We start from the raw sequence: 26,024 nt of genomic DNA, 5'->3' as shown, positions 1-26,024 counted from the left end.
AGCCGGGCCTGCGGGTGATCTCCAGGACCCGCTGTCGTGACACGCCGAACAGGGCGGCCAACTCGCCGGGCCCGTACAAGCGCGGTCGCTTCACCGGGGTGAAGGTCTGCGCTTGTCACGCACGGCTCATCAGCAGTGTCGCCGCTGCGCGAGCCTGGATCGAGGGCGCGTGGACGGATCAGCGACCCGAACAGACGGGAGAACGGTTATCGGCGAGCCCGGAACTCGCTGACAAACCAGGTCCACGCTTCACGAGAGAAGCCCAGCGTGGGTCCGCTGGGGTCCTTGCTGTCCCGGACGCGGATCCCAGCACTGCTGGTGGCGACCTCGACGCAGGCGCCGCCGTTGTTGTCGCTGTAGCTCGACTTGCGCCAGACCGGGCGATCCGAGGTCTCCATGATCACTCTCTCAGGTCCCTTGCCGCTCCATGTCGTGCGCCATCCGCAGGATGAGCTTGCGCGACTCTACCGGCCCGAGAGCGGCTGCCCGGAGTCGGTCCCACAGGCGAGTGTAGGCCCGCACGGCGTCCGGACGGTCGAGGTAATCGGCGTCGGTGAACGTCTCGACGTAGATGACGTCCGATGCCGCATCGTCGTTGAATCGCAGGATGACGAAGTTGAAGGACGCCGTCTCGTAGGTCTGCGCGTCGAACGGGAAGACCTGGAGTGCGACGTTCGGCTGCTTGCCGACCTCGGCCAGGTGCAGTAATTGGCTGTGCATCGTTGCCGTGGCCCCGATGCTTCGCCGCAACGCCGACTCGCTCAGGATGAAGCTCAGTTCGGGGCCACCGTCGTGGCGCAGGATCGCCTGACGTTCCAGGCGGACCCTGACCTGCCGGTCGACATCCTCAGCGGCTGGGAGCGGCTGAGCGGTGGCGTTCATCGCGCGGATGTAGGGCTCGATCTGGAGGATCCCGGGGACGACCTCCGGCTGATACCAGCGGATCTCCGACGCGTCGCCTTCCAGGTCGAGGTACTGGCGGAACCAGTCGGGTACGGCATTGCGATACGTACTCCAGCGGCCGCGCTGGCGTCCTGCCCGTGCGAGCTCGCGCAGTGACTCCGCCTCCTCGCCACTGATGCCGTAGAAGGCGAGCAGCAGATTCAGATCGGTCAGCTTGATCCCTGACTGCCCCAGCTCAAGTCTGCTGATCTTGCTTGCCGCTGCGTCGATGACGACCGCTGCCTCGTCCTGCGTTCTGCCGGCGCTTTCACGGGCGCGCTTCAACGCAAGTCCAAGTCGTCGCCGTTGGATCGTCGGGTTGACCATCGGCCGATTATGGCCCCGTCCGCCGGTGATGCCGCGACACGCCGCAGCAGATTCCCAAATTGGAAGTCCAGCTTCTACCCTGGTTGGACTACCAAAATAGGAGTCCAAGTTTTGGGGGCGGTGTGAGGCGAACCGTGTCGTACGACGAGTACCTGTTGGCGGTGGCGCTGACGCTGGCCCGCAGGCACCGCCCGGTCTGGTCCTGGCGGCGGTGGCGCCGGATCTGTCGGTGCGGGTCGGAGCTGCCCTGCCGGGCCCGACACCGAACGCCGATCTGCCGCGGTCATTGGCCGGGGGAGGAGCAGCAGTGACGGAGGATCAGGTCGGGCGGGTCCTGGCGGTCCACCTGCCCGGCGTCGACGGCCTGTGCGCCGGATGCCGCCGGTGGTGGGCGCGGCTGGTGCCGTACCCCTGCTATCAGGCCGAATGGGCCGCCCGCTGGCGTGCCCGGGTCGCGACCCGGTTGTTCCTGGACGGCTCGTCGTGACCACCCACGGGCCGGTCCTTCCGGTGTGGACCTGCGGTGGGTGCGACGCGCCCTGGCCGTGCGGGACCCGGCGCAGGGAGCTGCACGCCGAGTTCGAGGGCGCGCCGGTGTCGTTGGCCCTCTACATGGGGTCCTACCTGGTGTGGGCGGCCGAAGATCTGACCTGGGTGCCCGCCGGGCTGCTGCACCGGCGCTTCCTGGGGTGGGTCCGATGAGCGTGATCCGGCGCGGCGACGAGCGATTCCACTACAGCGACGGCTCCCACAGGTGGATCCCGCCCGATCCCGACTACGACCAGGATGTCTGGGACGAGATGGTGCGGCAGCACAAGCGCCAGCACCTGGAGGAGATCTCGCGGCGCAGGGCGCCGCGACCCGGGGAGCGGACGACAGGAGGCGCCGAACGCGGTCGCCCGGTATGAGGGCCGCCGAGGGCGGCCTGCCCGTCGCGCGGCGAGCGGGTACCGCCTGCCGCCGTTCCCCGTCGACAAGGCCGGGACCGGTGCCCCGACCGCTCAGGCGGGCACCGGCTCCAGGTTCGCGGCGTCGAAGGGAGGATAGGTCTCGGCCCCCGTCCGCTCGGCCGCGTCGATGTAGTCGGCGAGAGCCTCGCGGGACTGGGCGATCCTGGCCATCTGGTCGTCGAGCCGCCGCAGCCGTGACCGCATCGCGGCCAGCAACTCGGGGCACCCGAACAGCTCCGGGGCCTCGCCGACCGCACAGGGCAGCAGATAGGCGATGTCCTCGGAGGACAGGCCGGCACCGAGCAGGTGCCGGATCTGCCTCACCCGCAGCACGGCGTCCTCGCCGTACGCGCGGTAACCGTTCGCGCCGCGGTCGGCCTCCAGCAGGCCCTGGGCCTCGTAGTAGCGCAGCTGATGGGCGTTGACGCCCGTCCGACGACTCAGTTCACCGATCCGCATCGAAAATCCCCGCTTGACCTTCATACCGGTATCAACGTTGACGATGTTGCCATGAACAACAACCACGACACATCCGTGACGGTCATTGGGCTCGGACTGATGGGCCAGGCGCTCGCCGGCGCGTTCCTGAAGGCCGGGCACTCCACGACGGTCTGGAACCGTACGACCGCCAAGGCCGACCGGCTCGTGGCCGAGGGCGCCCGGCTGGCGCCGTCGGTGGGCGACGCGCTCACGGCGAGCCCTCTGACCGTCATCTGCCTCACCGACTACCAGGCCGTCCACGAACTGCTCGGCGCGACCGACGTCGCGCTGGACGGCACCACGCTGGTCAACCTGACCTCGGGCTCCTCTGCCCAGGCCCGGGAGGCCGCCCGGTGGGCCGAGCAGCGCGGCGCCCGCTACCTCGACGGCGCCATCATGGCCGTCCCGCCGGCGATCGGGACCGCCGAGGCGGTGATCCTGCACAGCGGGCCGCAGGCGGACTTCGCGGCGCACGAGTCGACCCTCGGCGCGCTCGGCACCGTCACCCACCTCGGCGCGGACCACGGGCTGGCCTCCCTGTACGACGTCGCCGGCCTGGCCATGATGTGGAGCATCCTGAACGCCTGGCTCCAGGGCACCGCCATGCTCGCCACGGCCGGTGTCGACGCCGCGACGTACGCGCAGTTCGCGCGCCAGATCGCTGTCGGCGTGGCGGAGTGGCTGCCCGGGTACGCCGAGCAGATCGACAAGGGATCCTTCCCGGCCGAGGTGTCGGCCCTGGAGACCGACGCGCGGGCGATGGCGCACCTGGTCGAGGAGAGCGAGGCGGTGGGCGTCAACGCCGAACTGCCGAAGCTGATCAGGGCGATGGCCGACCGGGCGATCGCCGCCGGACACGGTGGAGAGCAGTATCCCGTGCTGATCGAGGAGTTCCGCACGCCCCGCAACGGGTGATCGGCGCCGGGAGCCGACCGGCACGTGCTCAGGCGTCGTGGGCTGCCTCGTCGTCCCGAGGCAGCCCACGCCCCCTCAGGTCAGTGCTGCTTCTGCTGGCAGGGCACGCAGAAGCGGGCGTGCGGCAGCACCTCCAGGCGCTCCCGCGGGATCGGCGCGGAGCACTTCTCGCAGATGCCGTAGCGACCCTCGGCGATGCGCCGCAGCGCACCGCTGATCTGGTCCAGGCTCTGCCGGGTCGCGGCGATCATCGCGCTCTGGGTGTGCGCCTCGCCCGGGTCGCCCGTGTCGGCCGTCAGTTGCGTGAGCCGGACGGTCTGCGCCTCGAAGTCGGTCGTCAGTGTCGCCCGCAGCTCATCGAGCCACTTCTGGTCCGGCTGGGTGTGCGTGGTCATGGCGTAGCTCCTCGGAAAAAGAAAAAGGGCCGAAGCTTGGGAAGCTTCGCCCTGGTGGCCGTTCGCGTAATTGCAAGCGGTCCAGGAGGGCTACGTCCGGCGGGGACGGGGCTCGGCAGTCGAGAGGCGACCGAGCCGAGGCACGACGGCGCGACGGCGGATCGCACCACCCGGGTCGCGACGGTCACGGACAGGACACACCGACGGGCAGCAGGGGACGCCGTCGTCACCGGGACGGCGGTGCTCCTCTGCTGACCGTACGAACACATGCAGCCACCATAGGCCGGGCGGATCGGAAAGCCAACGTGCTTCCGTCGGCCCGGAGACCGGCCTCACCCGGCAGGGCGCCCGTCAGCCGTGAGCGCGCTGGTCGTCGGCCCGCGACGCGACGGGTCAGGTCGCCGGCATGTCCCGCATCCGCCGCAGCGGGGAGCAGACGACGAAGAGCGCGGCGCTCCACGTGCCCAGGACGCAGATCCACAGCGCCGGCCGCAGCCCGAGCTGGCTGGCGAGCGTGCCGCCGGCGAGCGCGCCGAGCGGGATCACGCCGAAGCAGATCCACAGGAACGCCGCGTTCACCCGGCCCAGCAGGGCCGGCGGGGTGATCCGCTGCCGGTACGTCAGGGTGGCGACGTTGTAGAGCACCGCGTTGGCGGAGAACGCGGCCAGCCCGACGCCGTAGAGCAGCACGCCCCAGCCCGGCTGCGCCAGGGGCATGAGCAGATAGAGCGGGCCGGGGGCTGCCATCGCCACCCAGACCAGCCGGGCCGAGCCGAGCCACGCGGTCAACCGGTCGGCGAGCGCGCCGACCACGAGCCCGCCGACGGCGCTGACCGAGAAGACCGACCCGACCAGCGCCGGCGGGGCGTGCAGCTCCTGGAGCAGGAAGACCACCTCGATGGAGGCGGACGCCATCACGAAGAAGTTGGAGACGGTGGTGCAGGCGAGGATGCTGCGCAGGATCGGCTGGCGCCGGATGAAGCCCAGCCCCTCCGTCATCTCCACCCGCAGCGGCACCCGGTCCCGGGACTCCGGTGCCGTCGGCGCGTCGCGGATCAGCAGCAGGGTCACCCCGCTGACGGCGAAGGCCAGGCCGGTGACGACGAAGGTCCTCGCGGCGCCGACCAGCCCGACCAGCACCCCGCCGACCGTCGGGCCGACGAGTTCGGCGGAGTCGTGGGTGACGGTGAGCTTCGCGTTGGCGTCCACGAGCCGGGCCGACGGCACCAGCCGGGGCAGCACGCTCCTGTGGGCCACGGTGAACAGCACGGTGAGCATGCCGGAGAGCCCGACCACCGCGTACAGGAAACCGAGGGTGAGCCGGTCGACCAGCGCGACCACCGGCACCGACAGCAGCAACGCGGCCCGGCCCAGGTCGCAGGCGACCATCAGGCGCCGCTGGTCGACCCGGTCGGCGAGGATCCCGGCGGGCAGCGAGAAGAGCAGGTACGGCAGCCAGGCGAGCGCGGTCAGCAGCGAGACCTGGAAGACGCCGGCGTCGAGGGTGCCGGCGGCGAGCAGGGGCACCGCCACCCCGGAGATCCGGGTGCCCAGCTCGCTGACCGTCTGCCCGGCCAGGAGCAGCCCGAAGTTCCGGCTGCGCAGCAGCGACGACCGCGCCGGTGGGCCGGCCTCGACGGGCCGGGCCACCTGCTGTGTCACGTCCCGTCCCCGGCCCGCGCCGACGACCGCCGGCGGGATAGCGGCGACGCCCCGACGCCCGACGAGCGCAGGGCACGCTGCGGGAAGGTGCGGCGGTGATCCATCGGGCCAGCCTGCCGAGTGCACGCGGACCGGCGCCACCGGTTATCCGACCCGGGCGGTACGGTCTGCGGGGTCGCCTTCCGCAGCGGCGGACGGGAGGCCGGCGTGTCGATCGCCCTGTTCACCCTCGGCGGCACGATCGCGATGGGCGGAGCGGATCCCAGCCGGGCCGGGGTGGTCACCCGGCTGACCGGCACGGACCTGACCGCCGCCGCGCCCGGGCTGGACGAGTTGGGCCTGCCACTGGACGTCCGCGACACCCACGCGGTGCCGAGCGCGCACCTGACGTACCGCCAACTGCTCGACGTGGTCGGCGTCGCCTCGCGGGCGGTGACCCGGCGCGACTCGACGCCACCCGGGTCGCGCTGCACACCGTGACGCTCGACGACGACGGCGGGCTGCTCGACCCGTACAAGGCGAAGGTGCTGCTGCGGCTGCTGCTCGCGGCCGGCGCGGGCCGTGCGGAGATCGCCGCCGCCCTGGCCCGGCACGGCTGGCGGCGAGGTTCTCTAGACTGCGCCGGTGACCGGAGAGCGACGACCGCTGGCTGACCGGCCGCTGACCGAGCCGCACCCGTCCCGGCTGTCGCCGGAGCACCCGGACCGGGCGCGGATCATTGCCGCGCACGCAGCCGCTTTGGCGGCCGGCGAGGCCGGCTACCTCGACCCGGCCACCGGCCTCTTCGTGCTCAGCGCGGGATTCCTGGCCCGGCGCGGCACCTGCTGCGGTCGCGGCTGCCGGCATTGCCCGTACGTCGACGACTGACAGTGACCGAATCGAGGGCTACCGCGCGGGCGGGGCAGGTCGTACGGTGTCCGGCGGACACGTCGGGGTGGACAGCGGAGGAGTGATCGTGCGGGGGCGGATCGTGGGCGCCGGGGTGGCCGTACTGCTGGCGACGGGGTGCGGCGCGGAGGCCGACGAACCGGTGGCGGTGCCGCCGCCCGCGCCGATCGCGGTCGACGTGGCCGCCGCCTCGTCGGGCGGGGCGTGCCGGCTGCTCGACTTCGGCGTGATCGAGCAGCACGCCGGGTTCCGCTTCGACGTGGCCGCCGCCAGCGCGACCGGCGACAGCCACACGTGCGTGGTCCGCGCGGAGCAGGCCACCCTGCCGGAGCTGACGCTGACCGTCACCGATTCGTCGATCGACGCGGCCACCTTCACCGCCGACGTGGTGCCGGACAAGGCGGCCAAGGTCACCGGGCTGGGTCAGAAGGCGTACCAGCGGACCACCTCGGCCAAGGGCGCCGCCGGCCCGGTCGCGGAGGTGGGCTGGCTGAGCCCGGGAGGCCGCCTCGCCACCCTCCGCTACGCCGCTTCGCCCGACACGGCGAAGCCCGACGCCGACAAACTCGCCGACGCCCTCGTCGCACTGGCTAAGCAACTCGACATCCGCGCCCTCTGACGCGGCCTGCCCCGCCCCGCGCCTGCCCGGCCCGGCGGAGCGCCCCGCACTCTGCCCCGCGCCGCCTTGTGTGCGGCGATCTTGCACTTTCGGCCCCCGGTCTGCCCCTTGTGCCCGAGATATCGGGGCACAAAGTGCAAGATCGCCGCGCCGAGCGGGGGCGCGGGGGCCGCGGCGGGGCGGGAGGAGGGACAGGGAGGGCAGGGATCAGTGGGCGGCTACGAAGACGCGGGAGGCGACCTCGCGGGGGAGTCGGATGCGGTCGCCGGAGCGGTCGATCGACACCCCGTCGCGCTCCTGCGCCACCGTCACCGTCGCGCCCGGGTCGACGCCGGCGGCGTGCAGCTGCCGGAGCACGTCGGCGTCGGTCTGCACGCTCTCGCAGATCCGCCGGACCACCACGGGCCCGGAGAGGCCGGGGAAGGCCAGGTTGCGCTCACCCTCGGCCGCTTCGGCGGTCTCGGGTTCCGGCATGCCCAGCTCCTCCAGCCCCGGGATCGGGTTGCCGTAGGGGGAGCGGGTCGGCCGGTTGAGCAGGTCGTAGACCCGCTTCTCGACGGCGTCGCTCATCACGTGCTCCCACCGGCAGGCCTCCTCGTGGGCCTCCTCGTAGGGCATCCCGATGACGTTGACCAGCAGCAGCTCGGCGAGCCGGTGCTTGCGCATCACGGACACGGCGGTGCTGCGGCCGTGCGGGGTGAGCGCCAGGTGCCGGTCGCCCTCGACGGTGAGCAGCCCGTCGCGCTCCATCCGGGCGACGGTCTGGCTGACGGTGGGCCCGCTCTGCCCGAGCCGCTCGGCGATCCGGGCGCGCAGGGGCGGCACCCCCTCCTCCTCCAGCTCGAGGATGGTCTTGAGGTACATCTCGGTCGTGTCCACCAGGTCGTGGGACTTCACAGCGTCACGACCTCCATACCGTGGCGGTGGTTACCGAAATCCTCGGTCGTGTCGACCAGATCATGCTTCACGTCAGCGGCCCTCCGGCCCACGATGCTACCTCGGGAAAGGCCGAACGACCCTTGACGAACCGCGGGGTGCGGCCCCGGATGGTGTTGACTTGACCTCATGTCCGCAACCGAGGATCTGCTGGTCGAGGCCGACCGGCTCGCGGTCGAGCTCGACCGCGCCGACCCGCCCACGCTGCTCGACGTCCGCTGGCGCCTCGCCGGCCCGCCCGGCCGGGACGACTACGCCGCCGGTCACCTGCCCGGCGCGGTCTTCGTCGACCTCGACACCGCGCTCTGCGGTCCGCCGGGCGACGCCGGCCGGCACCCGCTGCCCGACCCCGCCGCGCTCCAGGCCGCGCTGCGGGCCGCCGGCGTCCGCGCCGGTCGTCCGGTGGTGGTGTACGACGGCGGCGACGGCATGGCCGCCGCCCGCGCCTGGTGGACCCTGCGCTGGGCGGGCCACCGGCCGGTACGGCTGCTGCACGGCGGCTTCCCGGCGTGGCAGGCCGCCGGGCTGCCCGTCAGCACGGCGGTGCCGACCCCGCAGCCGGGCGACGTCGAGGTGCGCCCCGGCGCGCTGCCGGTGCTCGACGCGGGGGAGGCGGCCCGGCTGGCCGCCGCCGGCGAGGGCGTCCTGCTGGACGTGCGAGCCGCGCCGCGCTACCGGGGCGAGACGGAGCCGATCGACCCGGTCGCCGGGCACGTGCCGGGCGCGGTGAACCTGCCCGCCGGCGAGTACGTCGCCGAGGGCCGGTTCCCGGCCGTCGACGCGCTGCGGAAGCGGTTCGCCGACGCCGGGGTGGCCGAGGGCGTGCCGGTGGGGGCGTACTGCGGCTCGGGGGTGACCGCCGCGCAGGCCGTGCTCGCCCTGCACCTGGCCGGTCGGCCGGACGCGGCGCTCTACGTCGGATCGTGGAGCAACTGGGTCGCCGACCCGTCCCGCCCGGTGGCCACCGGAGCGACACCGCCCACGTGAGCAGCGCGTGCGCCGGGGGCACGCCGGGGCGCGTGCGACGATGTGGCCATGTCCGACGACACGGTGGTGGTGTGGGACGAGTCGCTGCTCGCCTACGACATGGGGGATCACCCCCTCGATCCGGTGCGGGTGGAGCTGACCGTCGCGCTGGCCCGCGAGCTGGGTGTCCTGGAGCGTCCCGGGGTGCGGCTGGTCAAGCCCGCGCCGGCCGACGACGCGCTGCTGACCCGGGTGCACGACCAGCGTTACCTCGACGCGGTGCGCATCGCCCCGCGCGACCCGCTCTTCGCCGGCTTCGGGCTGGGCACCTCCGACAACCCGGTCTTCGAGGGGATGCACGAGTCGAGCGCGCTGGTCGCCGGGGCCACCGTGGCCGCCGCCGAGGCGGTGTGGCGGGGCGAGGCCCGGCAGGCGGTCAACGTGGCGGGCGGGCTGCACCACGCGATGCCGGCCCGCGCCGCCGGGTTCTGCGTCTACAACGACCCGGCGGTGGCGATCGCCCGCCTGCTCGACCTGGGCGCGGAGCGGATCGCGTACGTGGACGTGGACGTGCACCACGGCGACGGGGTGCAGCAGGTCTTCTGGAACGACCCGCGGGTGCTGACGGTCAGCGTCCACGAGACGCCGCTGGCGCTCTTCCCCGGCACCGGGTTCCCCGACGAGACCGGCGGCCCGCAGGCGCAGGGCAGCGCCGTCAACCTGCCGCTGCCCCCCGGGGTGGACGACGCGGGCTGGCAGCGCGCCTTCCACGCGGTCGTGCCGTCGGTGCTGCGCGCGTTCCGGCCGCAGGTGCTGGTGACCCAGTGCGGGGCGGACGGGCACCGGCTCGACCCGCTCGCCGACCTGAATCTCTCGGTCGACGGGCAGCGCGCCACCTACCTGGCCCTGCGGGCGCTCGCCGACGAACTGTGCGAGGGGCGCTGGGTGGCCACCGGCGGCGGCGGGTACGCCCTGGTCGAGGTGGTGCCCCGGGCCTGGACGCACCTGCTCGCGGTGGCGACCGGCGAGCCGATCGCGCCGGCCACGCTGACCCCGCCGGCCTGGCGGGAGTTGGCCGCCGCGCGCCGGCCGGGCCGCGACATCCCGCTGCGGATGACCGACGACGTCGACCCGTCGTACGAGCCGTGGCAGCCGACCGGCGAGCCGACCGCGGTGGACCGGGCGATCGCGGCGGCCCGCAAGACGGCGTTCCCGCTGTTCGGGCTCGATCCGCACGACCCGCGCGACTGAGCCGGCCGGGGAGGGCCGGGACGATGACCACGGTGGAACAACCGGTGGACGTGCTGCTCAGCGACGGTACGACAGTCCAGTTGCGACCGATCCGCCCGTCGGACGCGCCGGAGATCGTGGCGATGCACTCGCGCTTCTCCGAGCGCACCCGCTACCTGCGCTACTTCTCGCCGTACCCGCGCATCCCCGAGCGTGACCTGCAACGCTTCGTCAACGTCGACCACCGCGACCGGGAGGCGTTCGTGGTGCTGGCCGGCGACCGGATCGTCGCCGTGGGCCGCTACGAGCGGCTCGGCCCGGCGGCGCCGGACGCCGAGGTGGCGTTCGTGGTCGAGGACGCCTACCAGGGCCGGGGCATCGGCTCGGTGCTGCTGGAGCACCTGGCCGACGCGGCGGCCCGCAGCGGCATCGTGACCTTCGTGGCCGAGGTGCTCCCGGCCAACGGCGCGATGCTGCGCGTCTTCTCCGACTTCGGCTACCAGGTCCAGCGGCAGTTCGCCGACGGCGTGGTGCACCTGACCTTCCCGATCGCGCCCACCGACGCGACGCTGGAGGTGCAGCGCGGCCGGGAGCACCGCACCGAGGCGCGCTCCGTGGCCCGGCTGCTCGCCCCGCGCGGCGTCGCCGTCTACGGGGCCAGCGCCACCGGGCAGGGCGTCGGCGCGGCGGTGCTGGGGCACCTGCGTGACTTCGGGTTTTCCGGTCCGCTGGTCCCGGTGCACCCGAGCGCCAGCACCGTCGCCGGGCTGCCCGCGTACCGGTCGGCGGCCGACGCGCAGGTGCCGGTCGACCTGGCCGTGGTGGCGGTGCCGCCGGAGTCGGCGCGGGAGGTGGTCGCCGACGCGGCGGCGGCGGGCGCGCACGGCCTGGTGGTCATCTCCGCGGGCTTCGCCGAGGCCGGCGGCGAGGGCGCGGCCGCGCAGCGCGCGCTGGTGCGGGCGGCGCACGCGGCGGGCATGCGCGTGGTGGGCCCGAACTGCCTCGGGGTGGCGAACACCGACCCCGCGGTACGCCTCAACGCCACCCTCGCCCCGCGGCTGCCGGTGCCCGGCCGGGTGGGCATCTTCAGCCAGTCCGGCGCGTTCGGGGTGGCGCTGCTGGCGGAGGCGGACCGGCGTGGGCTGGGCCTGTCCAGCTTCGTCTCGGCCGGCAACCGGGCCGACGTCTCGGGCAACGACCTGCTCCAGTACTGGCAGGACGACCCGGGCACCGACGTGATCATGTTGTACCTGGAGACCTTCGGCAACCCGCGCAAGTTCGCCCGGCTGGCCCGCCGGATCGGCCGGGACAAGCCGGTCGTGGCGCTCGCCTCGCCGGCCCGCCCGCCCGGCGTTGGCGACTCCGCCGGGCCGGACGAGGTGGCCGTCGGCGCGCTGTTCGCCCAGTCCGGCGTGATCCGGGTGGACACGGTCGCCGAGCTGCTCGACGTCGGGGTGCTGCTGGCCAACCAGCCCCTGCCGGCCGGGCCGCGCGTCGGCGTGGTCGGCAACTCCTCGGCGCTGACCGGGCTCGCGGCCACCGCCTGCGCCGCGCAGGGGCTCACCGTGGCGCACGGCTACCCGCGCGACGTCGGGCCCCGCGCCGGCGCGGCCGAGTTCGCCGCCGCGCTCGCCGACACCGCCGCCGACGAGGGCGTGGACGCGCTGGTGGTGGTCTTCGCCCCGCCGCTGCCCGGGCAGCTCACCGACACCGAGGCGGACTTCACCGCCGCCCTGCCGGCCGCCCTCGCCGCCGGCAAGCCGACCGTGGCGACGTTCCTGGTCGGCCGGGCGCCGGCCGGGGTGCCCGCGTACCCGAGCGTGGAGGAGGCCGTCCGCGCCCTCGCCCGGGTCGCCGCGTACGCCGACTGGCTCCGCCGCCCGGCGGGCGTGCCGCCGGAGCTGCCCCGGGTCGACCGGGAGGCCGCGCACGCGGCCCTGCGACCCGAGGCCCTCGACCCGATGGGGCTGCTGGCGGCGTACGGCATCGACGTGGTCGACTCGGTGCCGGCGCGCTCGGCCGGCGAGGCCGTGGAGGCGGCGGCCCGGCTCGGGTTCCCGGTGGCCCTCAAGGCCGCCGCTCCCGGTCTGCGGCACCGGCTCGACCTCGGCGCGGTCCGGCTCGACCTGCCCGACGCGGCCACGGTGCACCGCGCGTACGCGGAGATGGCGGCGGTGTTCGGCGCGGACGTGCTGGTCCAGCCGATGGTGCCGCCGGGCGTGGCCTGCGTCGTCGAGCTGGTCGAGGACCCGGCGTTCGGCCCGGTGGTCGGCTTCGGGCTCGGCGGTGTCGCCACCGAGCTGCTGGGTGACCGGGCCTGGCGGGCGGTGCCGCTGACCGACCTGGACGCCGCCGAGCTGGTCGACGAGCCGCGGGCGGCGCCGCTGCTGCGCGGGCACCGGGGCGCGGTGCCGGTGGACCGGGCGGCGCTGGCCGACCTGCTGCTGCGGGTCGGCCAGCTCGCCGACGAGCAGCCCCGGGTCCGCGCGCTGACGCTCAACCCGGTGCTGGCCCGCCCGGACGGCATCTCCGTGCTGCACGCCACCGTCCGCGTCGGCTCCGCCGTCACCCGTCCCGACACCGGCCCCCGTCGGCTGTGAGGACGGGCACTCCGCCCCGACACCGGCCCTTGCCGGGCGGTGAGGACGGGGGCCGCCCGCGGCGGAGACCCGGTGCGGGGGCGACGGCGGGCGGTCAGGCCCGTTCGGAGATCTGCTGCACGGCCCAGGCGTTGCCGTCCGGGTCGCTGAAGAAGACGAAGCCGACGTTGTCCAACGGATCCGGCACGGGGCGAGGGTTCTTGCCCACCACCTGGATCTCGCTGACCCGCACGCCGCGCTCGACCAGCTCGGCGCGGGCCTTGTGCAGGTCCGGCACGACCAGTTGGAGGCCCTTGAGGGAGCCCGGCGGCATCTCCGGCACCACGCCCCTGCCGATCACGATCGAGCAGCCCGAGCCGGGCGGGGTGAGCTGCACGATCCGTCCTTCGTCGCCGACCACGGTGTCGTGGTCCACGTTGAAGCCGAGCTGGTCGGCGTAGAACGCCTTGGCCCGGTCCACGTCGGAGACCGGGACGATCACCACTTCCAGGGTCCAGTTCATGGTGCCTCTCCTCGTGTCGTCGATGTCTGGTGCAGCAGGTCGGCCAGGCGCGCGAAGCTCTCCCCGACGCCGCGGGCCATCGGGTAGCGCAGCACGGTGTCCCGGCCCTCGGCGGTGGCGTAGCGCAGCGTGGTGGTGACCGTGGTCCGCCCGACGAGCTCGGTGAACTCGTGGGCGACCAGGGTCTCGCCCGGGTAGGACTGGTCGTCGAAGAGCTCGGTGCAGATCAGCCGCCGGGCCGGCTCGACCTGCTGGTAGACCCCGCTCTGGCCCATCCGTTCGCCGCCCGGCCCCGCCGAGACGAAACGCCACCGCCCGCCGACCCGCAGGTCCACCTCGCATTCGACCAGCCGCCAGCCGCGCGCGCCGTACCAACGGACGAGCAGCTCCGGCCGGGTGAAGGCGGCGAAGACCAGGGGCGCGGGGCCGTCGAACATCCGGCTCAGCACGATCTCGCGATCACCCGGGGCGTGCACCACCAGCGGATCATCGGGTCCGCTCACCGCCCGCCGCCCGGCGCCTCGTCCCGCCCGGTTCGGCTGGCCTCGTCCCGCGCGGCTTGGCTGGCCTCGTCCCGCGCGGCTTGGCTGGCCTCGTCCCGCGCGGCTTGGCTGGCCTCGTCCCGCGCGGCTCGGTTGGCCTCGTCCCGGCCGGTGGCCGGGGTCGCGTCCCGTCCGGTCCGGCTGGCCTCGTCCCGTCCGGCTTGGCCGGCCTCGCCCCGCCCGGGACCCGGAGTCCGGCCGGGCGCGTCGGTACCGGTGGCGGCCCGGTCGACGGCCTGGAGTTCGTCGAGCAGGGCGTCGAGGCGCTGGTAGCTCTCGGCCCAGTAGTCGCGGTAGCCGGCCAGCCAGGCGGTGGCCTCCCGCAGCGGGCCGGCCTCCAGGCGGCACGGTCGCCGCTGCGCGTCGCGCCCCCGGCTGACCAGCCCGGCCCGTTCGAGGACCCGCAGGTGTTTCGAGATGGCGGGCTGGCTCATCGCGAACGGCGCGGCCAGCTCGGTGACCGTCGCCTCGCCGGCCGCCAGCCGGGCCAGGATGGCCCGCCGGGTCGGGTCGGCCAGCGCCGCGAAGGTGGCGTCCAAGCCGTCGGTGTCCACTGCCGATAACCCCCTGGTTTCATAACCAGTTGGTTTCTATCGCGTCCGCCGGTCCCGGTCAAGCACCGGCTCGGCGCGCCGACGCACGCGAGGCCCCGGCGAACCGCCGGGGCCTCGCGTGGCTCGGGAGTCAGCAGGCGTACGCCTCAAGGCGCTGCGCCCGCTCCGGGGCGCGCAGCTTCAGCAGCGTCACCTTCTCGATCTGCCGGATCCGCTCGCGGGACAGGCCGAACTCCCGCCCCACCTCGTCGAGGGTGCGCTGCCGGCCGTCGTCGAGCCCGAACCGGAGCCGGATCACCGCCTGCTCCCGCTGGGAGAGGGTGGCCAGCACGATGCTCACCTCGTTGCGCAGCTCGCCCTGCGCGGCGGCGTCGCCCGGCTCGGCGCTCGGGTCCACCGCGGCGACGAAGTCGCCCAGCGCGCTCTCGCCGTCCTCGCCGACCGCCTGGTCCAGGCTCACCGGCTCCCGGTCGTACGAGATCAGCTCGATCACCTGGAACTCCGGGATCTCCATCGCCCGGGCCACCTCGGCGACGGTGGGCTCGCGGCCCAGCGAGACGGAGAGCTCGCGGCGGGCCCGGACCATGCGGTTGACCTGCTCGACCATGTGCACCGGGATGCGGATGGTGCGGGCCTGGTCGGCCATCGCCCGGGTGATCGCCTGCCGGATCCACCAGGTGGCGTAGGTGGAGAACTTGTAGCCCTTCGCGTAGTCGAACTTCTCGACCGCGCGGATCAGGCCGAGGTTGCCCTCCTGGATCAGGTCGAGGAAGGCCATCCCGCGGCCCGTGTAGCGCTTGGCGATGCTGACCACCAGGCGCAGGTTCGCCTCCAGCAGGTGGTCCTTCGCCGCGCGGCCCTGCGCGACGATCAGTTCCAGGTCGGCCCGCAGCTCGGCGGAGACCGGGGTGCACGTCGCCAGCTTCTCCTCGGCGAACAGCCCGGCCTCGATCCGCTTGGCCAGGTCGACCTCCTGCGCGGCGGTCAGCAGCTTCGTCCGCCCGATCCCGTTCAGGTATGCCCGGACCAGGTCCGTGGAGACGCCGCGCTCGTCGGTGGCGTCCAGGTCGGTCAGGGTGTCGGTGGCGTGGTCGGCCTCGGTGGTGCCGGCCGGGCGCATCCGGTGCTCCATCATCTGCAGGGCCATCTCGGTTTCTCCCCGTGTCCACGTCTGTGCCGTCGTTCCGGCCCAGTGGTGCCGGTGTGACACAAGCTTGGCGGGCGGGGCGTGAAACGGGGGTGAGGCGATCGGAGACCCGACAGGAATCCGGTCGCAGCCCTGCTCGGCGTGCCCGGGCCGTCGCCGAGCGTTCCTTGCCGGAAGCGGCTACGGTGCCAGCGGTCGGCCAGTGGGGCCGACGCCGCCGACGACGTCGGCGCACCGGAACAGGTTGTGGAGGGTGTCGTGGTCTTCAAGCGGCTCATGCAGGCGATGGGCGTCGGCGGCCCGTCGGTCGAGACGGTGCTGGCGAACCCGAACTGCCGCCCCGGTGGCCAGCTGGAGGGAGTCGTGCACGTGGCCGGCGGTGACCACGCCGTCGACATCTCCTACGTCGCGCTGGGCCTGGTCACCCGCGTCGAGGTCGAGAGCGGCGACAACGACTACGAGACCACGCAGGAGTTCCACCGGCAGGCCGCGACCGGCGCCTTCCGGTTGGAGCCGGGCCAGCGTCACGACATCCCGTTCCGCTTCGCCGTGCCGTGGGAGACGCCGCTGACCGAGCTGTACGGGCAGCACCTGCACGGGATGACGATGGGGCTGCGTACGGAGCTGGAGGTGGCCCGCTCGGTCGACAAGGGCGACCTGGACGCGGTGGCGGTGCACCCGCTGCCGTCCCAGCAGAAGATCCTGGAGGCGTTCCTGCGGCTGGGCTTCCGCTTCGCCCGGGCCGACGTGGAGCGCGGCCACATCTACGGCGTGCGGCAGAGCCTGCCCTTCTACCAGGAGATCGAGTTCCACTCCGCCCCGCAGTACGCCGGCGCCATCAACCAGCTCGAGGTCACGTTCGTCACCGACCCGCAGCAGATCCAGGTGGTGCTGGAGCTCGACAAGCGCGGCGGCCTCTTCACCGAGGGCCGGGACGCCTTCGGCCGCTTCACCATCGACCACGCCACCGCCGAGCGCACCGACTGGACGGCCCAGCTCGACGGCTGGATCCGCCAGTCCCTCCACCGCCGCGGCCTCTTCTCCTGACCCCTTCCCCCGACAGGCGCGGGTTGACCATGGAGTTGTCGCCATCCGCCGCAGCGTGTCGCGGCAACGACTTCATGGCCAACCGCGCTGGGGCCGGCGGGAGGTGGGGAAGTGGGCTCAGAGGTCGAGGAGCAGTGTGCGTGGGCCGACGTTGACGCTCTCCACCAGCATGTGGGCACGGAAGCGGCCGGTCTCCACCGTCGCGCCCCGGTCCCGCAGCGCCGTCACGACCGCCGTCACCAGCGGCTCCGCTACCTCGGCGGGGGCCGCCGCCGTCCAGCTCGGGCGGCGTCCCCTGCGGGCGTCGCCGTAGAGCGTGAACTGGCTGACCACCAGGATCGGCGCGCCGACGTCGGCGGCAGACCGCTCCTCGTCCAGGATGCGCAGCTCGTGCACCTTGCGGGCCATCGTGCGCGCGATCTCGTCCGTGTCGGTGTGGGTCACCCCGAGCAGCACCAGCAGCCCGTCCTCGATCGCGCCGACCACCTCGCCGTCGACCGTCACGGCGGCCCGGCCGACGGTCTGCACCACGGCCCGCATCAGCCGTCCACCGGCTCGACGAAGCCGCGCTCGACCAGGTGCGCCACGATCGGCCCGGCCGCGTCGGCCAGTTCCTCCGGGGCGACGTCGTGCGCGGCGGCGAGCAGGGCGAGCTGGTCGCGCAGCGGCAGCCGCCCGTCGGCCCCGCCGACCAGGGCCAGCACCAGGGGGTCGATCTCCTCGGTCCAGCGCAGCCCGTGCGGCATGGCGAGCACCTGCCGGTCCACCGCCCAACCCTCGTCACCCATCGTGGCCTCCTGCCGGAGCTGGAGACCCTCGGCCGCCCGGTAGCGCGCGGAGAGCAGGGCGTCGGTGTCGCGTGGGCGAAGCCAGTCCTGGCGGTCGAACCAGGCGCCGATCCGGTCGCCCAGCGGCGCCTCCACGCGCTGACGCAGGTCCTCCACCCGGACCACCGGGTCGTCGTGGCCGGAACGGCGCAGCGACACGATGCCGAACCCGATCGCCTCCACCTTGTGCGCGTCGAACCAGTCCAGCCAGTCGGCGGCCCGGCGCGGGTCGGCGCTCTCGCCGACGTCGGTGAGCCACAGGTTGACGTACGCCATCGGGTCGGCCACCTCCCGCTGGATGACCCAGGCGTCCAGGCCGGTCCCGGCGAACCAGCCGGCGACCCGCTCGCCCCAGTCCTCGCCGGTGACGTGCACCCAGTTGGCCAGGTACTGCATGGTGCCGCCCTCGGTGAGTAGGCCCGGCGCGGCGGCGGCCAGCTCCGCGCCGATCGCGTCGCCGACGCGTCCGGAGTCCCGGTAGACGTGCGTGGTGGTGCCCGGCCCCACCACGAAGGGCGGGTTGCTCACCACCAGGTCGAAGCGGCGCCCCGCGACGGGAGCGACCATGTCGCCGCGCAGCAGCTCCCAGTCCTGGCCGTTGAGGGCCGCCGTCGTGGCGGCGAAGCGCAGCGCCCGCGCGGAGACGTCGGTGGCGGTGACCCGCCGGGCGTGGGTGGCCAGGTGCAGCGCCTGCACGCCGGAACCGGTGCCCAGGTCCAGCGCGGTCTCCACGGGCCGGCGGACGGTCGCGCCGATCAGCGTCTGGGTCGCCCCGCCGATGCCGAGGACGTGCTCGGCGTGCAGGGGGCGGCCGGGCCGGGCGCTGGCGGGCACGTCGGCGAGCACCCACCAGTCGTCCCCGTACGGCTCCAGGTCCAGCCCCATCCGCAGTCCGTCGCCGTGCCGTTCGACCAGGCCTCCGGCGAGCGCCTCCTCCAGCGCCAGCGGCGCCAGCGCGGCGGCCACGGCGGCCTCCGGCTCGGTCTGCTCGCAGATGAACACCCGGATCAGCGTGTCGAGCGGGTCACCGTCCCGGGTGGCCCGCAGGGCGGCCCGGAAGTCGTTGCGGGCCATCCCGCCGGTGGCCTGAGGGCCGAGCCGGGCGGCGATCCCGTTCGAGGTGTAGCCCGCCCGGGTCAGCGCGCTCCGCAGCGCCTCGACGCCGGCGGGGGAGAGCAGCATGTCGTGTCCGTCCACGCCGCCATCCTGCCTGGTGCCGCCCTCGCCGGGCGGACCCACCCGCGACAACCCCGGCCGGCGCCCCGGGCGTCGCGCGGCGGACCCGGCGACGGTGGCCGAGCGGACACCTTTTCCTCCCTGGCTAGGTTTCCCCTCGGCACCCGCCCGGCGAGGGTCGGCCGGGTGCCGGGGCCCGTCGTCGCGCGGGCCGCAGCGGCACGTACCGCGCCACCTCCTGTGCGACGACGTCCCGTACGGCCGGCGGCGCCGGCCAGGCCGCCGTCGCCGTCCACAGCGAGCCCTCGCGGGGGCACGGGCAGGGGCGGAACGGCGGGTCCGCGCGGTGCGCGGCGTCGGGCACCTCACCGAATGGAAGACGGGCGCGGCTCGCCGCGTCCGCTGAGCGAGGAGATCGACATGTTCACGAAGAGGCGTACGCTGGCGCGGCTCGGCACCGCCCTGACCGCGTCTGCCGCCCTGCTCGGTGCCGCCCTGGTCAGCGCCACCCCGGCGCAGGCGGCCACCTCGTGCAGCGCCGAGCAGCACAAGGAGATGGACACTCCGGGGGCCAACGTCGACGTCTACATCAAGCTCTGCTTCCGTAGCCACTACAACGACGCGATGGCCTACGTCCGTTGGGCGGACGCCGGCGGGTACGAGTTCGACAACTTCGACCTCCACCTGCGGCTGGAGCGCAACGACGCGGTTGTCGGGATGGACAGCTTCGACCTGACCGACGAGATCAACAACTGGGGCGCCTCCGACAGCATCGAGCTGTACGGTGCACCCACCAGCGTGACGAGCGGAAGCGGCTGGAGCGCCGACGGGTACGTCAAGTACAACATCGACGGCGACGGCAAGGGCGACTTCACCTGGAGCCTGACCGGCAGCCCGGAGATCTCCTCCTGAGGACGGGGTAGGACCGCCGGCAGGCGCGGTGAGCGGTGCGGGCACGGGGCGGCGACGACCTGCGGAGCGCCGTCGGTGACGGTACGCCCCGTGCCCGCGACACCCCGGCACCTCGCGTGCGGGGTTTCCGGCGTGCCGGCACACATCGCCGTCGCCGGGTACGCGACCATGGCCTGCATGACGCTCGCGCTGCCCATCGACCCCGAGGCCAACGACCTGCTCAACCGGGATCCGCTGGCCCTGCTGCTGGGGATGGTGCTCGATCAGCAGGTGACGATGGAGAAGGCGTTCTCCTCGCCGTACGTGCTGACCCAGCGGCTCGGGCGCGGCCTGGACGCCCGCAGCCTCGCCGACCACGATCCGGAGGTCCTGGTCGCCCTGTTCGCCCAGCCGCCGGCGCTGCACCGGTTCCCGAAGGCCATGGCGTCCCGGGTGCAGGAGGTGTGCCGGGTCCTCGTCGACCGGTACGACGGCGACGCCGCCGGGCTCTGGTCCGGCGTCGCCGACGGCCGGGAGCTGCTCCGGCGCGTCGCCGACCTGCCCGGCTTCGGCCGGCAGAAGGCACAGATCTTCGTCGCCCTGCTCGGCAAGCGGTTCGGGGTCACGCCGGAGGGCTGGCGGGAGGCGGCCGGCGGATACGGCGACGCGGACGCCCACCGGTCGGTGGCCGACGTCGTCGACGCCGAGTCGCTGCGCCGGGTGCGCGAGTACAAGCAGCAGGCGAAGGCGGCGGCGAAGGCGAAGACCGCCGAAGGTTGACGCAACCGTCCGCCGCCGCGGTCGTTGTAGCCAGGATGGCGACGACGGGCAGCCGATGACGGACCGACGCGGTAGGCAGCTGCTGCGCCCGGAGATCAGTTCGACCCGGGCCACCTTCCTGGAACTCTTCTTCGACCTGGTCTTCGTCTTCGCGCTGACCCGCGTCTCGCTGCGCCTGGTCGACGGCGCCGGTGCCTCCGCCGCCGGGCTGGCCGCCGAGATCGCGCGCACCGGCGTGCTCTTCCTCGCCCTCTGGCTGCTCTGGTCCATCACCACCTGGGTCACCAGCCGGTACGAGCCGGAGCGGTCGGTGATCCAGTTCGTCGTGGTGGGATCCATGTTCGGCGCCATGGTGATGGCGGTGGCGCTGCCCGGGGCGTTCGAGGGACGGGCGTTGCCGTTCGTGCTCGCGTACCTGACGGTGATGGTGGGCCGGCCGTTGGTCATCGCCACGGCGATGCGCAGCCACCCGCGCCGTACGGTGCCGCTGCAACTCGCCGCCTGGGCGGCCGTGGGCGCCGTGCCCTGGCTGGCCGGGGCGTTCGCGCCGGACCAGCTGCGCCTGCCACTGTGGGTGCTCGCGCTGGCCATCGACGGCACCGGTCTCGTGCTCGGCTGGCCGTTGCCCCGGCTCGGCGCGGCGCGCGCGTCCGGCTGGCTGATCGCCGGCGAGCACCTCGCCGACCGGTACCAGCAGATCTTCCTCATCTCGCTGGGGGAGACCATCCTGGTCATCGGACTGACGTACAGCGGCACGGACTTCACCGCCAACCGGGCCGGCGCGTTCACCGTCGCGTTCGTCACCACGGCGCTGCTCTGGCGGATCTACTTCCACCGGGCGGGTCACGTGCTCGCCGAGGCGCTGCGGGTCGCCCGGTCGCCCGGGCGGCTCGGCGCCTCCGTCGCCGCCACCCACCTGGTCATCGTCGTCGGTGTGCTGAGCACCGCCGTCGGCTACGAACTGGTGATCGTGCACCCGTTCGGCCGGATGGACCCGGCCTGGCTGGTCTTCGTCGTCGGCGGCCCGGCGATCTTCCTGGCCGCCCGTGCCCGCTTCGAGTACGAGATCTTCGGCCGGGTGTCCTGGTCACGTTGGGGCGGTCTGCTGGCGTTGCTCCTGCTGGCGCCGGTGCTCACCCTGGGGCCGCCGATGGTGGCGCTGGCGGCGGTCGCCGCGACGCTGGCCGGGGTCGCGATCGCCGACGGGTGGCGCAGTCGCCGCCGGACCCCGGAGCTGCCCGCCTCGCCACTCCTGCACGGCGAGGCCGGGGGAGGGGACTACCACCGGACCCCGTGAGGGCCGGCCGGTCGACGCGCGCTGTCAGGCGGCGGCCCGCCGGCACTCTGGTCTCAGGCGGCGGCCGGCGGGCGGTGTCAGGCGGCGGTCGGCCGGGACAGGGCGGCCAGCGCCCGCCGCACGTCGGCGAGGGAGACCGTCGCTGAGTCGTCCAGGTCGGCGAGGCCCGCCTCGATCCACTGCCGCATCAGCGTGGTGACCCCGATGCCGCGCGCGTCGGCGGCCGCGCGGACCCGCTCGTACGTCTCCAGCGGCAGGCGCACCGAGCGGCTGACCATGGGGGTGTCGGTGTCGGGGGTGGGCAGCTCCACAGGGTGACTCTCGTCGATCAGCTCCGCGAGCCGGTCACCGCCGCTGTGGAACTGCTTGGTCGCGTCGTTACGGTTCATCGTCACCGCCTCCTCATCGGCGAGATCTCCGCACGGCCTCGTCGTAGCGCTTCGCCTCGGCGTCGCTGAGCTCACGGGCGGAGAGGATGTCCCAGTCGTTGTCGGTGCCGTCGGCCTCGGCGAGCAGCACGGCCAGCCTGCGCCCCCGGCGGGCGGCGGCGTAGACGACCATCACGTCGTCACCCAGGTGACGGATCACCCGGCGGGTGCTGTGCAGCGCCTCCCAGACTTCCCCGGGCGTGACGTCGTAGACCCTCAGGTTGGCCAACGCCTCGTCGGTGAAGCTGAACCTGCTGCCCACGGCGCGAGCGTACCACGGATGTAACACGCAGCCGGCCGAAGCGAATTTCGCTGATCATGCGCGGGAGGTGACAGGATGGGGCGTAATCCCTCGAGGAGGTCCGTGGTGAAGCGTCAGGCGTACCAGCCGATTCTGATCACCGACGCCTCGCGCAGCCAGGACGACCAGCTCACCAGCCGGCAGAAGCGCTACGTGCTGATGATGGGGATCCGGGTGGCCTGCGTGATCGTCGGTGCCGTCCTGGTCGGGGTGCAGGCCCCGATGCTCTGGCTCTGGCTGCCGTTGGTGGCCCTCGGCATGGTGCTCATCCCGTGGCTGGCCGTGCTGCTGGCCAACGACCGACCGCCCAAGGAACAGCACCGGCTGGCGAACCGGTTCCAGCCGCGACACCGGGACGAGACCCCGCCGATGAGCCTCACCGCCGAGGAGCGCCCCCACAAGATCATCGACGCCGAACCCTGACCCACCCCGCCCCACCCTGCCAGCCCTGGCCCCGCCGCCACCCCACTCTCGGCCGCGATCTTGCAGTTCCTGCCCCGGCAAAAGCCGCCGAACGGGCGAACGAGGGGCATAAACCGCAAGATCGCGCAGGCGAGGGGCGAGGGGCGAGGGGCGAGGGGCGAGGGGCGAGGGGCGAGGGGCGGGTCAGGGGATGGGGCGGGCGCCTACCTGGGAGACCGCCAGGGCGCCGAGGTCGCCGGCCCGGCGCAGGGCCGTCTCGGGGCCCGCGCCGTCGAGCCAGGCGGCCAGCAGCCCGGCCGCGAAGGCGTCGCCGGCACCGGTGACGTCCACCACCGCCACCCGGCGGGCCGGGGCGGCGGCGACGGTGGCGTCGCGGTCCACCCAGACCGCACCCGCCGCCCCCTGCTTGACGACGATCCGGCGGGCGGAGGCGGACAGCGCCCGCCCCTGCGCCGCCGGGTCGAGCCCGCCGGCCAGCACCGTCGCCTCGTCGGCGTTGACCAGGAGCAGGTCGATCCCGCGTACCCAGGACAGGAAGGCCGGCGCGCCGACCCGCCGCAGCGGCGCCGCGGAGGCCGCGTCGACGCTCGTGGTGAGCCCGCGCTCGCGGGCGGCGGCCAGCGCCCGCAGCCCGGCCGGGCGGGACTCGGCGTCCAGCAGGGTGTACCCGGACAGGTGCAGGTGCCGCGCGTCGGGCGCGCCGGCCAGCGCGGCGTCGACGTCCGCCGGGGTCAGCCACAGGTTCGCGCCCCGTTCGGTGATCATCGTCCGCTCGCCGGCGGCGGTCAGCACGATGACGGTGCCGGTGGCGTGGTCCCGGTGCCGCGTGACGGCGCAGTCGACCCCGGCCCGCTCCAGCTCGGCGACCCGCTCCCGCCCCTGGCTGTCGTCGCCGACCGCGCCCACCAGGGTCACGGGCACGTCCTGGGCGGCGAGCCAGGCCGAGGTGTTGGCGGCCTGCCCGCCGCCGCTGAACCGGATCGCCGCTGGGGTGTCCGACCCGGTGGCCGGCGGGCCGGCCAGCACCGCCACCACGTCGGTGATCAGGTCACCGACGACGAGGACGCGGCCTGCGGTCATGCGTCGGCGCGGCGGGCGGCCGCGGCGACCGCGATCCGGGCGGCGAGGTCGGCGTTGCGCAGGATGATCCGGACGTTCACCGCCAGGCTCGCGCCCTCGGTGGCCGAGTGGAAGTGCGCGAGCAGGTAGGGCGTGACCGCCTTGCCGGTCACCCCGTCGCGCTCCAGCAGCGCCAGCCCGTCGGCGAGGGTCCGGTCGTGCAGCTCCGGGTCGAGCTGCTCGTCCGTCGGCAGCGGGTTGGCCACGATCAGGCCGCCGTGGTGCACGCGCTGCTGCTCCCGGGCCACCAGGACGTCCGCGACCTGCTCGGCGGAGTCCAGCGACCAGTCGAGGTCGAAACCGCCGTCGGTGATGAAGAAGCCGGGGAACCGCCGGGTCCGGTAGCCGACGACGCCGACGCCGAGGGTCTCCAGCCGCTCCAGGGTGGCGCCCACGTCGAGGATCGACTTGACGCCGGCGCAGACCACCGCGATCGGGGTCCGGGCCAGGGTGACCAGGTCGGCCGACTCGTCGAAGGTCTGCGCCGCCTCCCGGTGCACGCCGCCGAGGCCACCGGTGGCGAACACGCCGATCCCGGCGGCGGCGGCCACCGCGCTGGTCGCGGCCACCGTCGTGGCGCCGTCCGCGCCGGTCGCGGCCGCCACGGCGAGATCGCGTACGGAGAGCTTGGCGACCCCGTCGACGGTGGCGAGCCGGGTCAGCTCCGCGTCGTCCAGGCCCACCACGAGCCGGCCGTCGACCATGCCGATCGTCGCCGGGACCGCGCCCGCGTCCCGGACCGCCTGCTCGATCTGCCGGGCCACCCGCAGGTTGTCGGGCCGGGGAAGGCCGTGCGAGACGATCGTGCTCTCCAGGGCGACCACGGGGCGTCCTTCGCGCAGCGCCTCGGCCACCTCGGTGCCGTAGTGGATGTGAAAGTCGGTCACGTCACCACCGTACGGCGTCCCTCCGGGTGGCCTGAAGTGGACCGGACCGCGTTGACCTGCCAGACTTGTCGGTCGGAGGTGCAGAAGTGAGCACACAGGTACTCGAGCGTCCGGAGCTGAAGGACGCCGACACCGGTCCCGAAATGTTCCACTACGTGCGCAAGGAGAAGATCGCCGAGAGTGCCGTCATGGGCACCTTCGTCGTCGCGCTCTGTGGGGAGACGTTCCCGGTGACCAAGGCCGCGAAGCCCGGCTCGCCGGTCTGCCCGAAGTGCAAGGAGATCTACGACTCGTACGCCGAGTGATCCCGGGCGGTCGTTCCGGCCGCCCGCGTAACCTTCGGCGGTGACCACCTCCACCGCCCTGCTCCTCGCCGACCTGACCGGAGTGGCGGTCTTCGCCGCCTCCGGGGCCTCGGCGGCGGTGGCCAAGCGGCTCGATCTCTTCGGCGTCGTCTTCGTCGGCTTCGTCGCCGCGCTCGGCGGCGGGATCTTCCGGGACCTGGCGATCGACGAGGTGCCGCCGCTGGCCTTCGCCGACTGGCGGTACGCGGCCACGGCCGCCGTCACCGCCGCCGCCGTCTTCTGGCTGCACCCCCAGCTCGCCCGCCTGCGCACCACCGTGCTGGTGCTGGACGCCGCCGGACTGGGGCTGTTCACGGTCACCGGCACGGTCAAGGCCCTCGACGCACAGGTGCCGGCGGTCGGGGCGTGCGTGATCGGCATGCTCACCGCGATCGGCGGCGGCCTCGGCCGGGACCTGCTCACCGCCGAGATCCCGGTGGTGCTGCGGCGGGAGATCTATGCCGTCGCCGCGCTCGCCGGTTCGATCGCCGTCGCGCTGCTGGACGCCCTCGGGCACGCCAACGCCGCCTGGCTGACCGTCGCGGCGGCGTTCGTCTTCCTGCTCCGCCTGGTCGCCCTGCGCCGACGCTGGTCGGCCCCGATCGCCACGCTCCGCCCCCCACGCACCCACACCCCCGGCCCCCACCCCTAACCCCTTGACCCACCCGCCCCCGCCGCGCCCGCGATCTTGCACTTTCTGTCCCGTCAAAAGCCGCTCAAGGTGCGAAGCGGGGGCCGAAGGTGCAAGATCGCGGAGGTCGTCCGGGAGGACGGGCCCGCGCGTCCGTGGGCGGGCGGCGGGGGTCGGTGTGAGCAGCGTTGTGTCGGCTGGGTCGGGCGGGCCGCGCT

Annotated in this window: 33 protein-coding genes and 1 pseudogene; 18 read left to right on the top strand and 16 right to left on the bottom strand. The window is 73.8% G+C overall.

Annotated elements, in window-relative coordinates; genetic code table 11:
- Positions 1 to 206: 206 nt before the first annotated feature.
- Both GA0070606_RS08330 and GA0070606_RS08325 read right to left on the bottom strand, forming a co-directional pair.
- Positions 207 to 398 carry a DUF397 domain-containing protein gene (locus GA0070606_RS08330; protein ID WP_091107470.1) on the bottom strand — a complete coding sequence of 64 codons (192 nt, stop codon included), beginning with the start codon at positions 396 to 398 and terminating at the stop codon, positions 207 to 209.
- Positions 399 to 408: 10 nt separating this feature from the next.
- Positions 409 to 1,269: a helix-turn-helix domain-containing protein gene (locus GA0070606_RS08325; protein WP_091096510.1), complete on the bottom strand. Its 861-nt coding sequence runs from the start codon at positions 1,267 to 1,269 to the stop codon at positions 409 to 411.
- Between the two features lie 307 nt (positions 1,270 to 1,576).
- Between GA0070606_RS08325 and GA0070606_RS33200 the strand changes: the two genes are divergently transcribed.
- From GA0070606_RS33200 to GA0070606_RS08305, 3 genes are read left to right on the top strand one after another with little or no spacing between them, the layout of a single operon-like run.
- Complete coding sequence (locus tag GA0070606_RS33200) at positions 1,577 to 1,756, top strand: hypothetical protein (RefSeq protein WP_091096507.1); 180 nt, start codon at positions 1,577 to 1,579, stop codon at positions 1,754 to 1,756.
- Entirely contained in the window at positions 1,753 to 1,971 is a 219-nt protein-coding gene (locus tag GA0070606_RS08310) for a hypothetical protein (RefSeq protein WP_091096505.1), read from the top strand. Before GA0070606_RS33200 ends, GA0070606_RS08310 begins: the two co-directional genes overlap by 4 nt.
- Positions 1,968 to 2,177 carry a hypothetical protein gene (locus tag GA0070606_RS08305; protein WP_091096504.1) on the top strand — a complete coding sequence of 70 codons (210 nt, stop codon included), beginning with the start codon at positions 1,968 to 1,970 and terminating at the stop codon, positions 2,175 to 2,177. Before GA0070606_RS08310 ends, GA0070606_RS08305 begins: the two co-directional genes overlap by 4 nt.
- A gap of 93 nt (positions 2,178 to 2,270) precedes the next feature.
- On the opposite strand, the gene GA0070606_RS08300 is transcribed toward GA0070606_RS08305, so the two are convergent.
- Positions 2,271 to 2,744 (bottom strand): MerR family transcriptional regulator, encoded by a 474-nt coding sequence (locus GA0070606_RS08300; RefSeq protein WP_245724615.1) that lies wholly within the window; start codon positions 2,742 to 2,744, stop codon positions 2,271 to 2,273.
- Here GA0070606_RS08300 and GA0070606_RS08295 point away from each other — a divergent pair.
- On the top strand, positions 2,730 to 3,614 hold the full coding sequence (locus GA0070606_RS08295) for an NAD(P)-dependent oxidoreductase (RefSeq protein WP_091096500.1): 885 nt from the start codon (positions 2,730 to 2,732) through the stop codon (positions 3,612 to 3,614). The genes GA0070606_RS08300 and GA0070606_RS08295 overlap by 15 nt on opposite strands.
- Positions 3,615 to 3,694: 80 nt before the next feature.
- Here GA0070606_RS08295 and GA0070606_RS08290 read toward each other — a convergent pair whose 3' ends face one another.
- Together GA0070606_RS08290 and GA0070606_RS08285 are read right to left on the bottom strand one after the other, a co-directional pair.
- Positions 3,695 to 4,009, bottom strand: a complete 315-nt coding sequence (locus GA0070606_RS08290; protein WP_091096498.1) for a TraR/DksA family transcriptional regulator — start codon at positions 4,007 to 4,009, stop codon at positions 3,695 to 3,697.
- Positions 4,010 to 4,402: 393 nt separating this feature from the next.
- Complete coding sequence (locus GA0070606_RS08285; RefSeq protein WP_176737270.1) at positions 4,403 to 5,671, bottom strand: MFS transporter; 1,269 nt, start codon at positions 5,669 to 5,671, stop codon at positions 4,403 to 4,405.
- Positions 5,672 to 5,878: 207 nt separating this feature from the next.
- On the opposite strand from GA0070606_RS08285, the gene GA0070606_RS08280 reads away from it, so the two are divergent.
- The 4 genes from GA0070606_RS08280 (at position 5,879) to GA0070606_RS08270 (ending at position 7,178) form a co-directional block, all read left to right on the top strand.
- On the top strand, positions 5,879 to 6,151 hold the full coding sequence (locus GA0070606_RS08280; RefSeq protein WP_141721621.1) for an asparaginase domain-containing protein: 273 nt from the start codon (positions 5,879 to 5,881) through the stop codon (positions 6,149 to 6,151).
- Positions 6,148 to 6,324 (top strand): hypothetical protein, encoded by a 177-nt coding sequence (locus tag GA0070606_RS32435; RefSeq protein WP_176737269.1) that lies wholly within the window; start codon positions 6,148 to 6,150, stop codon positions 6,322 to 6,324. Before GA0070606_RS08280 ends, GA0070606_RS32435 begins: the two co-directional genes overlap by 4 nt.
- Positions 6,296 to 6,538, top strand: a complete 243-nt coding sequence (locus GA0070606_RS08275) for a DUF5522 domain-containing protein (RefSeq protein ID WP_091096492.1) — start codon at positions 6,296 to 6,298, stop codon at positions 6,536 to 6,538. The genes GA0070606_RS32435 and GA0070606_RS08275 overlap by 29 nt, the downstream gene beginning before the upstream one ends.
- 88 nt (positions 6,539 to 6,626) lie before the next feature.
- Positions 6,627 to 7,178 (top strand): hypothetical protein, encoded by a 552-nt coding sequence (locus tag GA0070606_RS08270; protein WP_091107469.1) that lies wholly within the window; start codon positions 6,627 to 6,629, stop codon positions 7,176 to 7,178.
- Positions 7,179 to 7,385: 207 nt separating this feature from the next.
- On the opposite strand, the gene GA0070606_RS08265 is transcribed toward GA0070606_RS08270, so the two are convergent.
- Complete coding sequence (locus GA0070606_RS08265; protein ID WP_091096491.1) at positions 7,386 to 8,075, bottom strand: iron-dependent transcriptional repressor DtxR; 690 nt, start codon at positions 8,073 to 8,075, stop codon at positions 7,386 to 7,388.
- A 168-nt stretch (positions 8,076 to 8,243) separates the two neighbouring features.
- Here GA0070606_RS08265 and GA0070606_RS08260 point away from each other — a divergent pair, with 168 nt between their 5' ends.
- The 3 genes from GA0070606_RS08260 to GA0070606_RS08250 are packed head-to-tail and all read left to right on the top strand — an operon-like array spanning position 8,244 to position 12,910.
- Positions 8,244 to 9,101, top strand: a complete 858-nt coding sequence (locus tag GA0070606_RS08260) for a sulfurtransferase (protein WP_091096488.1) — start codon at positions 8,244 to 8,246, stop codon at positions 9,099 to 9,101.
- A gap of 48 nt (positions 9,102 to 9,149) precedes the next feature.
- Positions 9,150 to 10,331 carry an acetoin utilization protein AcuC gene (locus GA0070606_RS08255; RefSeq protein ID WP_091096486.1) on the top strand — a complete coding sequence of 394 codons (1,182 nt, stop codon included), beginning with the start codon at positions 9,150 to 9,152 and terminating at the stop codon, positions 10,329 to 10,331.
- 23 nt (positions 10,332 to 10,354) lie between these two features.
- Positions 10,355 to 12,910, top strand: coding sequence for a bifunctional acetate--CoA ligase family protein/GNAT family N-acetyltransferase (locus GA0070606_RS08250; RefSeq protein ID WP_091096485.1), 2,556 nt, complete (start codon positions 10,355 to 10,357; stop codon positions 12,908 to 12,910).
- Positions 12,911 to 13,004: 94 nt separating this feature from the next.
- Here the strand turns inward: GA0070606_RS08250 and GA0070606_RS08245 are convergent, their stop codons facing one another.
- The 4 genes and pseudogenes from GA0070606_RS08245 to sigB form a co-directional block, all read right to left on the bottom strand.
- The gene (locus tag GA0070606_RS08245) at positions 13,005 to 13,412 is read right to left on the bottom strand and encodes a VOC family protein (RefSeq protein WP_091096483.1); all 408 of its coding nucleotides are present in this window, start codon (positions 13,410 to 13,412) and stop codon (positions 13,005 to 13,007) included.
- Positions 13,409 to 13,849, bottom strand: a complete 441-nt coding sequence (locus GA0070606_RS08240; protein WP_091107467.1) for an SRPBCC domain-containing protein — start codon at positions 13,847 to 13,849, stop codon at positions 13,409 to 13,411. The genes GA0070606_RS08245 and GA0070606_RS08240 overlap by 4 nt, the downstream gene beginning before the upstream one ends.
- A 293-nt stretch (positions 13,850 to 14,142) precedes the next feature.
- Positions 14,143 to 14,508: pseudogene (locus GA0070606_RS08235) on the bottom strand (ArsR/SmtB family transcription factor); the annotation flags it as partial.
- Positions 14,509 to 14,638: 130 nt separating this feature from the next.
- The gene (gene sigB / locus GA0070606_RS08230) at positions 14,639 to 15,655 is read right to left on the bottom strand and encodes an RNA polymerase sigma factor SigB (RefSeq protein WP_425413032.1); all 1,017 of its coding nucleotides are present in this window, start codon (positions 15,653 to 15,655) and stop codon (positions 14,639 to 14,641) included.
- 258 nt (positions 15,656 to 15,913) lie between these two features.
- On the opposite strand from sigB, the gene GA0070606_RS08225 reads away from it, so the two are divergent.
- Positions 15,914 to 16,702 (top strand): sporulation protein, encoded by a 789-nt coding sequence (locus tag GA0070606_RS08225; protein WP_091107463.1) that lies wholly within the window; start codon positions 15,914 to 15,916, stop codon positions 16,700 to 16,702.
- A gap of 117 nt (positions 16,703 to 16,819) precedes the next feature.
- Here GA0070606_RS08225 and dtd read toward each other — a convergent pair whose 3' ends face one another.
- A complete protein-coding gene (gene dtd, locus GA0070606_RS08220) occupies positions 16,820 to 17,242 on the bottom strand; it encodes a D-aminoacyl-tRNA deacylase (protein ID WP_091096481.1) in 423 nt (140 codons plus the stop codon).
- A complete protein-coding gene (locus tag GA0070606_RS08215; RefSeq protein WP_245724614.1) occupies positions 17,242 to 18,726 on the bottom strand; it encodes a DUF7782 domain-containing protein in 1,485 nt (494 codons plus the stop codon). Before GA0070606_RS08215 ends, dtd begins: the two co-directional genes overlap by 1 nt.
- 399 nt (positions 18,727 to 19,125) lie before the next feature.
- On the opposite strand from GA0070606_RS08215, the gene GA0070606_RS08210 reads away from it, so the two are divergent.
- The 3 genes from GA0070606_RS08210 (at position 19,126) to GA0070606_RS08200 (ending at position 21,673) form a co-directional block, all read left to right on the top strand.
- Positions 19,126 to 19,617 carry a hypothetical protein gene (locus tag GA0070606_RS08210; protein WP_141721620.1) on the top strand — a complete coding sequence of 164 codons (492 nt, stop codon included), beginning with the start codon at positions 19,126 to 19,128 and terminating at the stop codon, positions 19,615 to 19,617.
- 177 nt (positions 19,618 to 19,794) lie between these two features.
- Positions 19,795 to 20,376, top strand: a complete 582-nt coding sequence (locus tag GA0070606_RS08205) for an HhH-GPD-type base excision DNA repair protein (protein WP_425413088.1) — start codon at positions 19,795 to 19,797, stop codon at positions 20,374 to 20,376.
- A 55-nt stretch (positions 20,377 to 20,431) separates the two neighbouring features.
- Positions 20,432 to 21,673, top strand: a complete 1,242-nt coding sequence (locus GA0070606_RS08200) for a low temperature requirement protein A (RefSeq protein WP_091096477.1) — start codon at positions 20,432 to 20,434, stop codon at positions 21,671 to 21,673.
- A 77-nt stretch (positions 21,674 to 21,750) separates the two neighbouring features.
- Here GA0070606_RS08200 and GA0070606_RS08195 read toward each other — a convergent pair whose 3' ends face one another.
- Positions 21,751 to 22,062 carry a hypothetical protein gene (locus GA0070606_RS08195; RefSeq protein ID WP_091107457.1) on the bottom strand — a complete coding sequence of 104 codons (312 nt, stop codon included), beginning with the start codon at positions 22,060 to 22,062 and terminating at the stop codon, positions 21,751 to 21,753.
- Positions 22,063 to 22,075: 13 nt separating this feature from the next.
- Positions 22,076 to 22,363: a hypothetical protein gene (locus GA0070606_RS08190; RefSeq protein ID WP_245724613.1), complete on the bottom strand. Its 288-nt coding sequence runs from the start codon at positions 22,361 to 22,363 to the stop codon at positions 22,076 to 22,078.
- 105 nt (positions 22,364 to 22,468) lie between these two features.
- On the opposite strand from GA0070606_RS08190, the gene GA0070606_RS08185 reads away from it, so the two are divergent.
- On the top strand, positions 22,469 to 22,825 hold the full coding sequence (locus GA0070606_RS08185) for a DUF3099 domain-containing protein (RefSeq protein ID WP_091107455.1): 357 nt from the start codon (positions 22,469 to 22,471) through the stop codon (positions 22,823 to 22,825).
- A 183-nt stretch (positions 22,826 to 23,008) separates the two neighbouring features.
- Here the strand turns inward: GA0070606_RS08185 and GA0070606_RS08180 are convergent, their stop codons facing one another.
- Complete coding sequence (locus tag GA0070606_RS08180) at positions 23,009 to 23,905, bottom strand: carbohydrate kinase family protein (protein ID WP_091096473.1); 897 nt, start codon at positions 23,903 to 23,905, stop codon at positions 23,009 to 23,011.
- Positions 23,902 to 24,831: a pseudouridine-5'-phosphate glycosidase gene (locus GA0070606_RS08175; RefSeq protein ID WP_091096471.1), complete on the bottom strand. Its 930-nt coding sequence runs from the start codon at positions 24,829 to 24,831 to the stop codon at positions 23,902 to 23,904. The genes GA0070606_RS08180 and GA0070606_RS08175 overlap by 4 nt, the downstream gene beginning before the upstream one ends.
- Before the next feature lie 86 nt (positions 24,832 to 24,917).
- Between GA0070606_RS08175 and GA0070606_RS08170 the strand changes: the two genes are divergently transcribed.
- Together GA0070606_RS08170 and GA0070606_RS08165 are read left to right on the top strand one after the other, a co-directional pair.
- Positions 24,918 to 25,136: a DUF3039 domain-containing protein gene (locus GA0070606_RS08170; protein ID WP_091096469.1), complete on the top strand. Its 219-nt coding sequence runs from the start codon at positions 24,918 to 24,920 to the stop codon at positions 25,134 to 25,136.
- 40 nt (positions 25,137 to 25,176) lie between these two features.
- Positions 25,177 to 25,827, top strand: coding sequence for a trimeric intracellular cation channel family protein (locus GA0070606_RS08165; protein WP_091096467.1), 651 nt, complete (start codon positions 25,177 to 25,179; stop codon positions 25,825 to 25,827).
- The last annotated feature ends 197 nt before the right edge of the window (positions 25,828 to 26,024 follow it).

The sequence above is a fragment of the Micromonospora citrea genome, assembly GCF_900090315.1.
GTDB classification, from domain to species: domain Bacteria; phylum Actinomycetota; class Actinomycetes; order Mycobacteriales; family Micromonosporaceae; genus Micromonospora; species Micromonospora citrea.
This window is presented reverse-complemented; position numbering and strand designations above follow the sequence as displayed.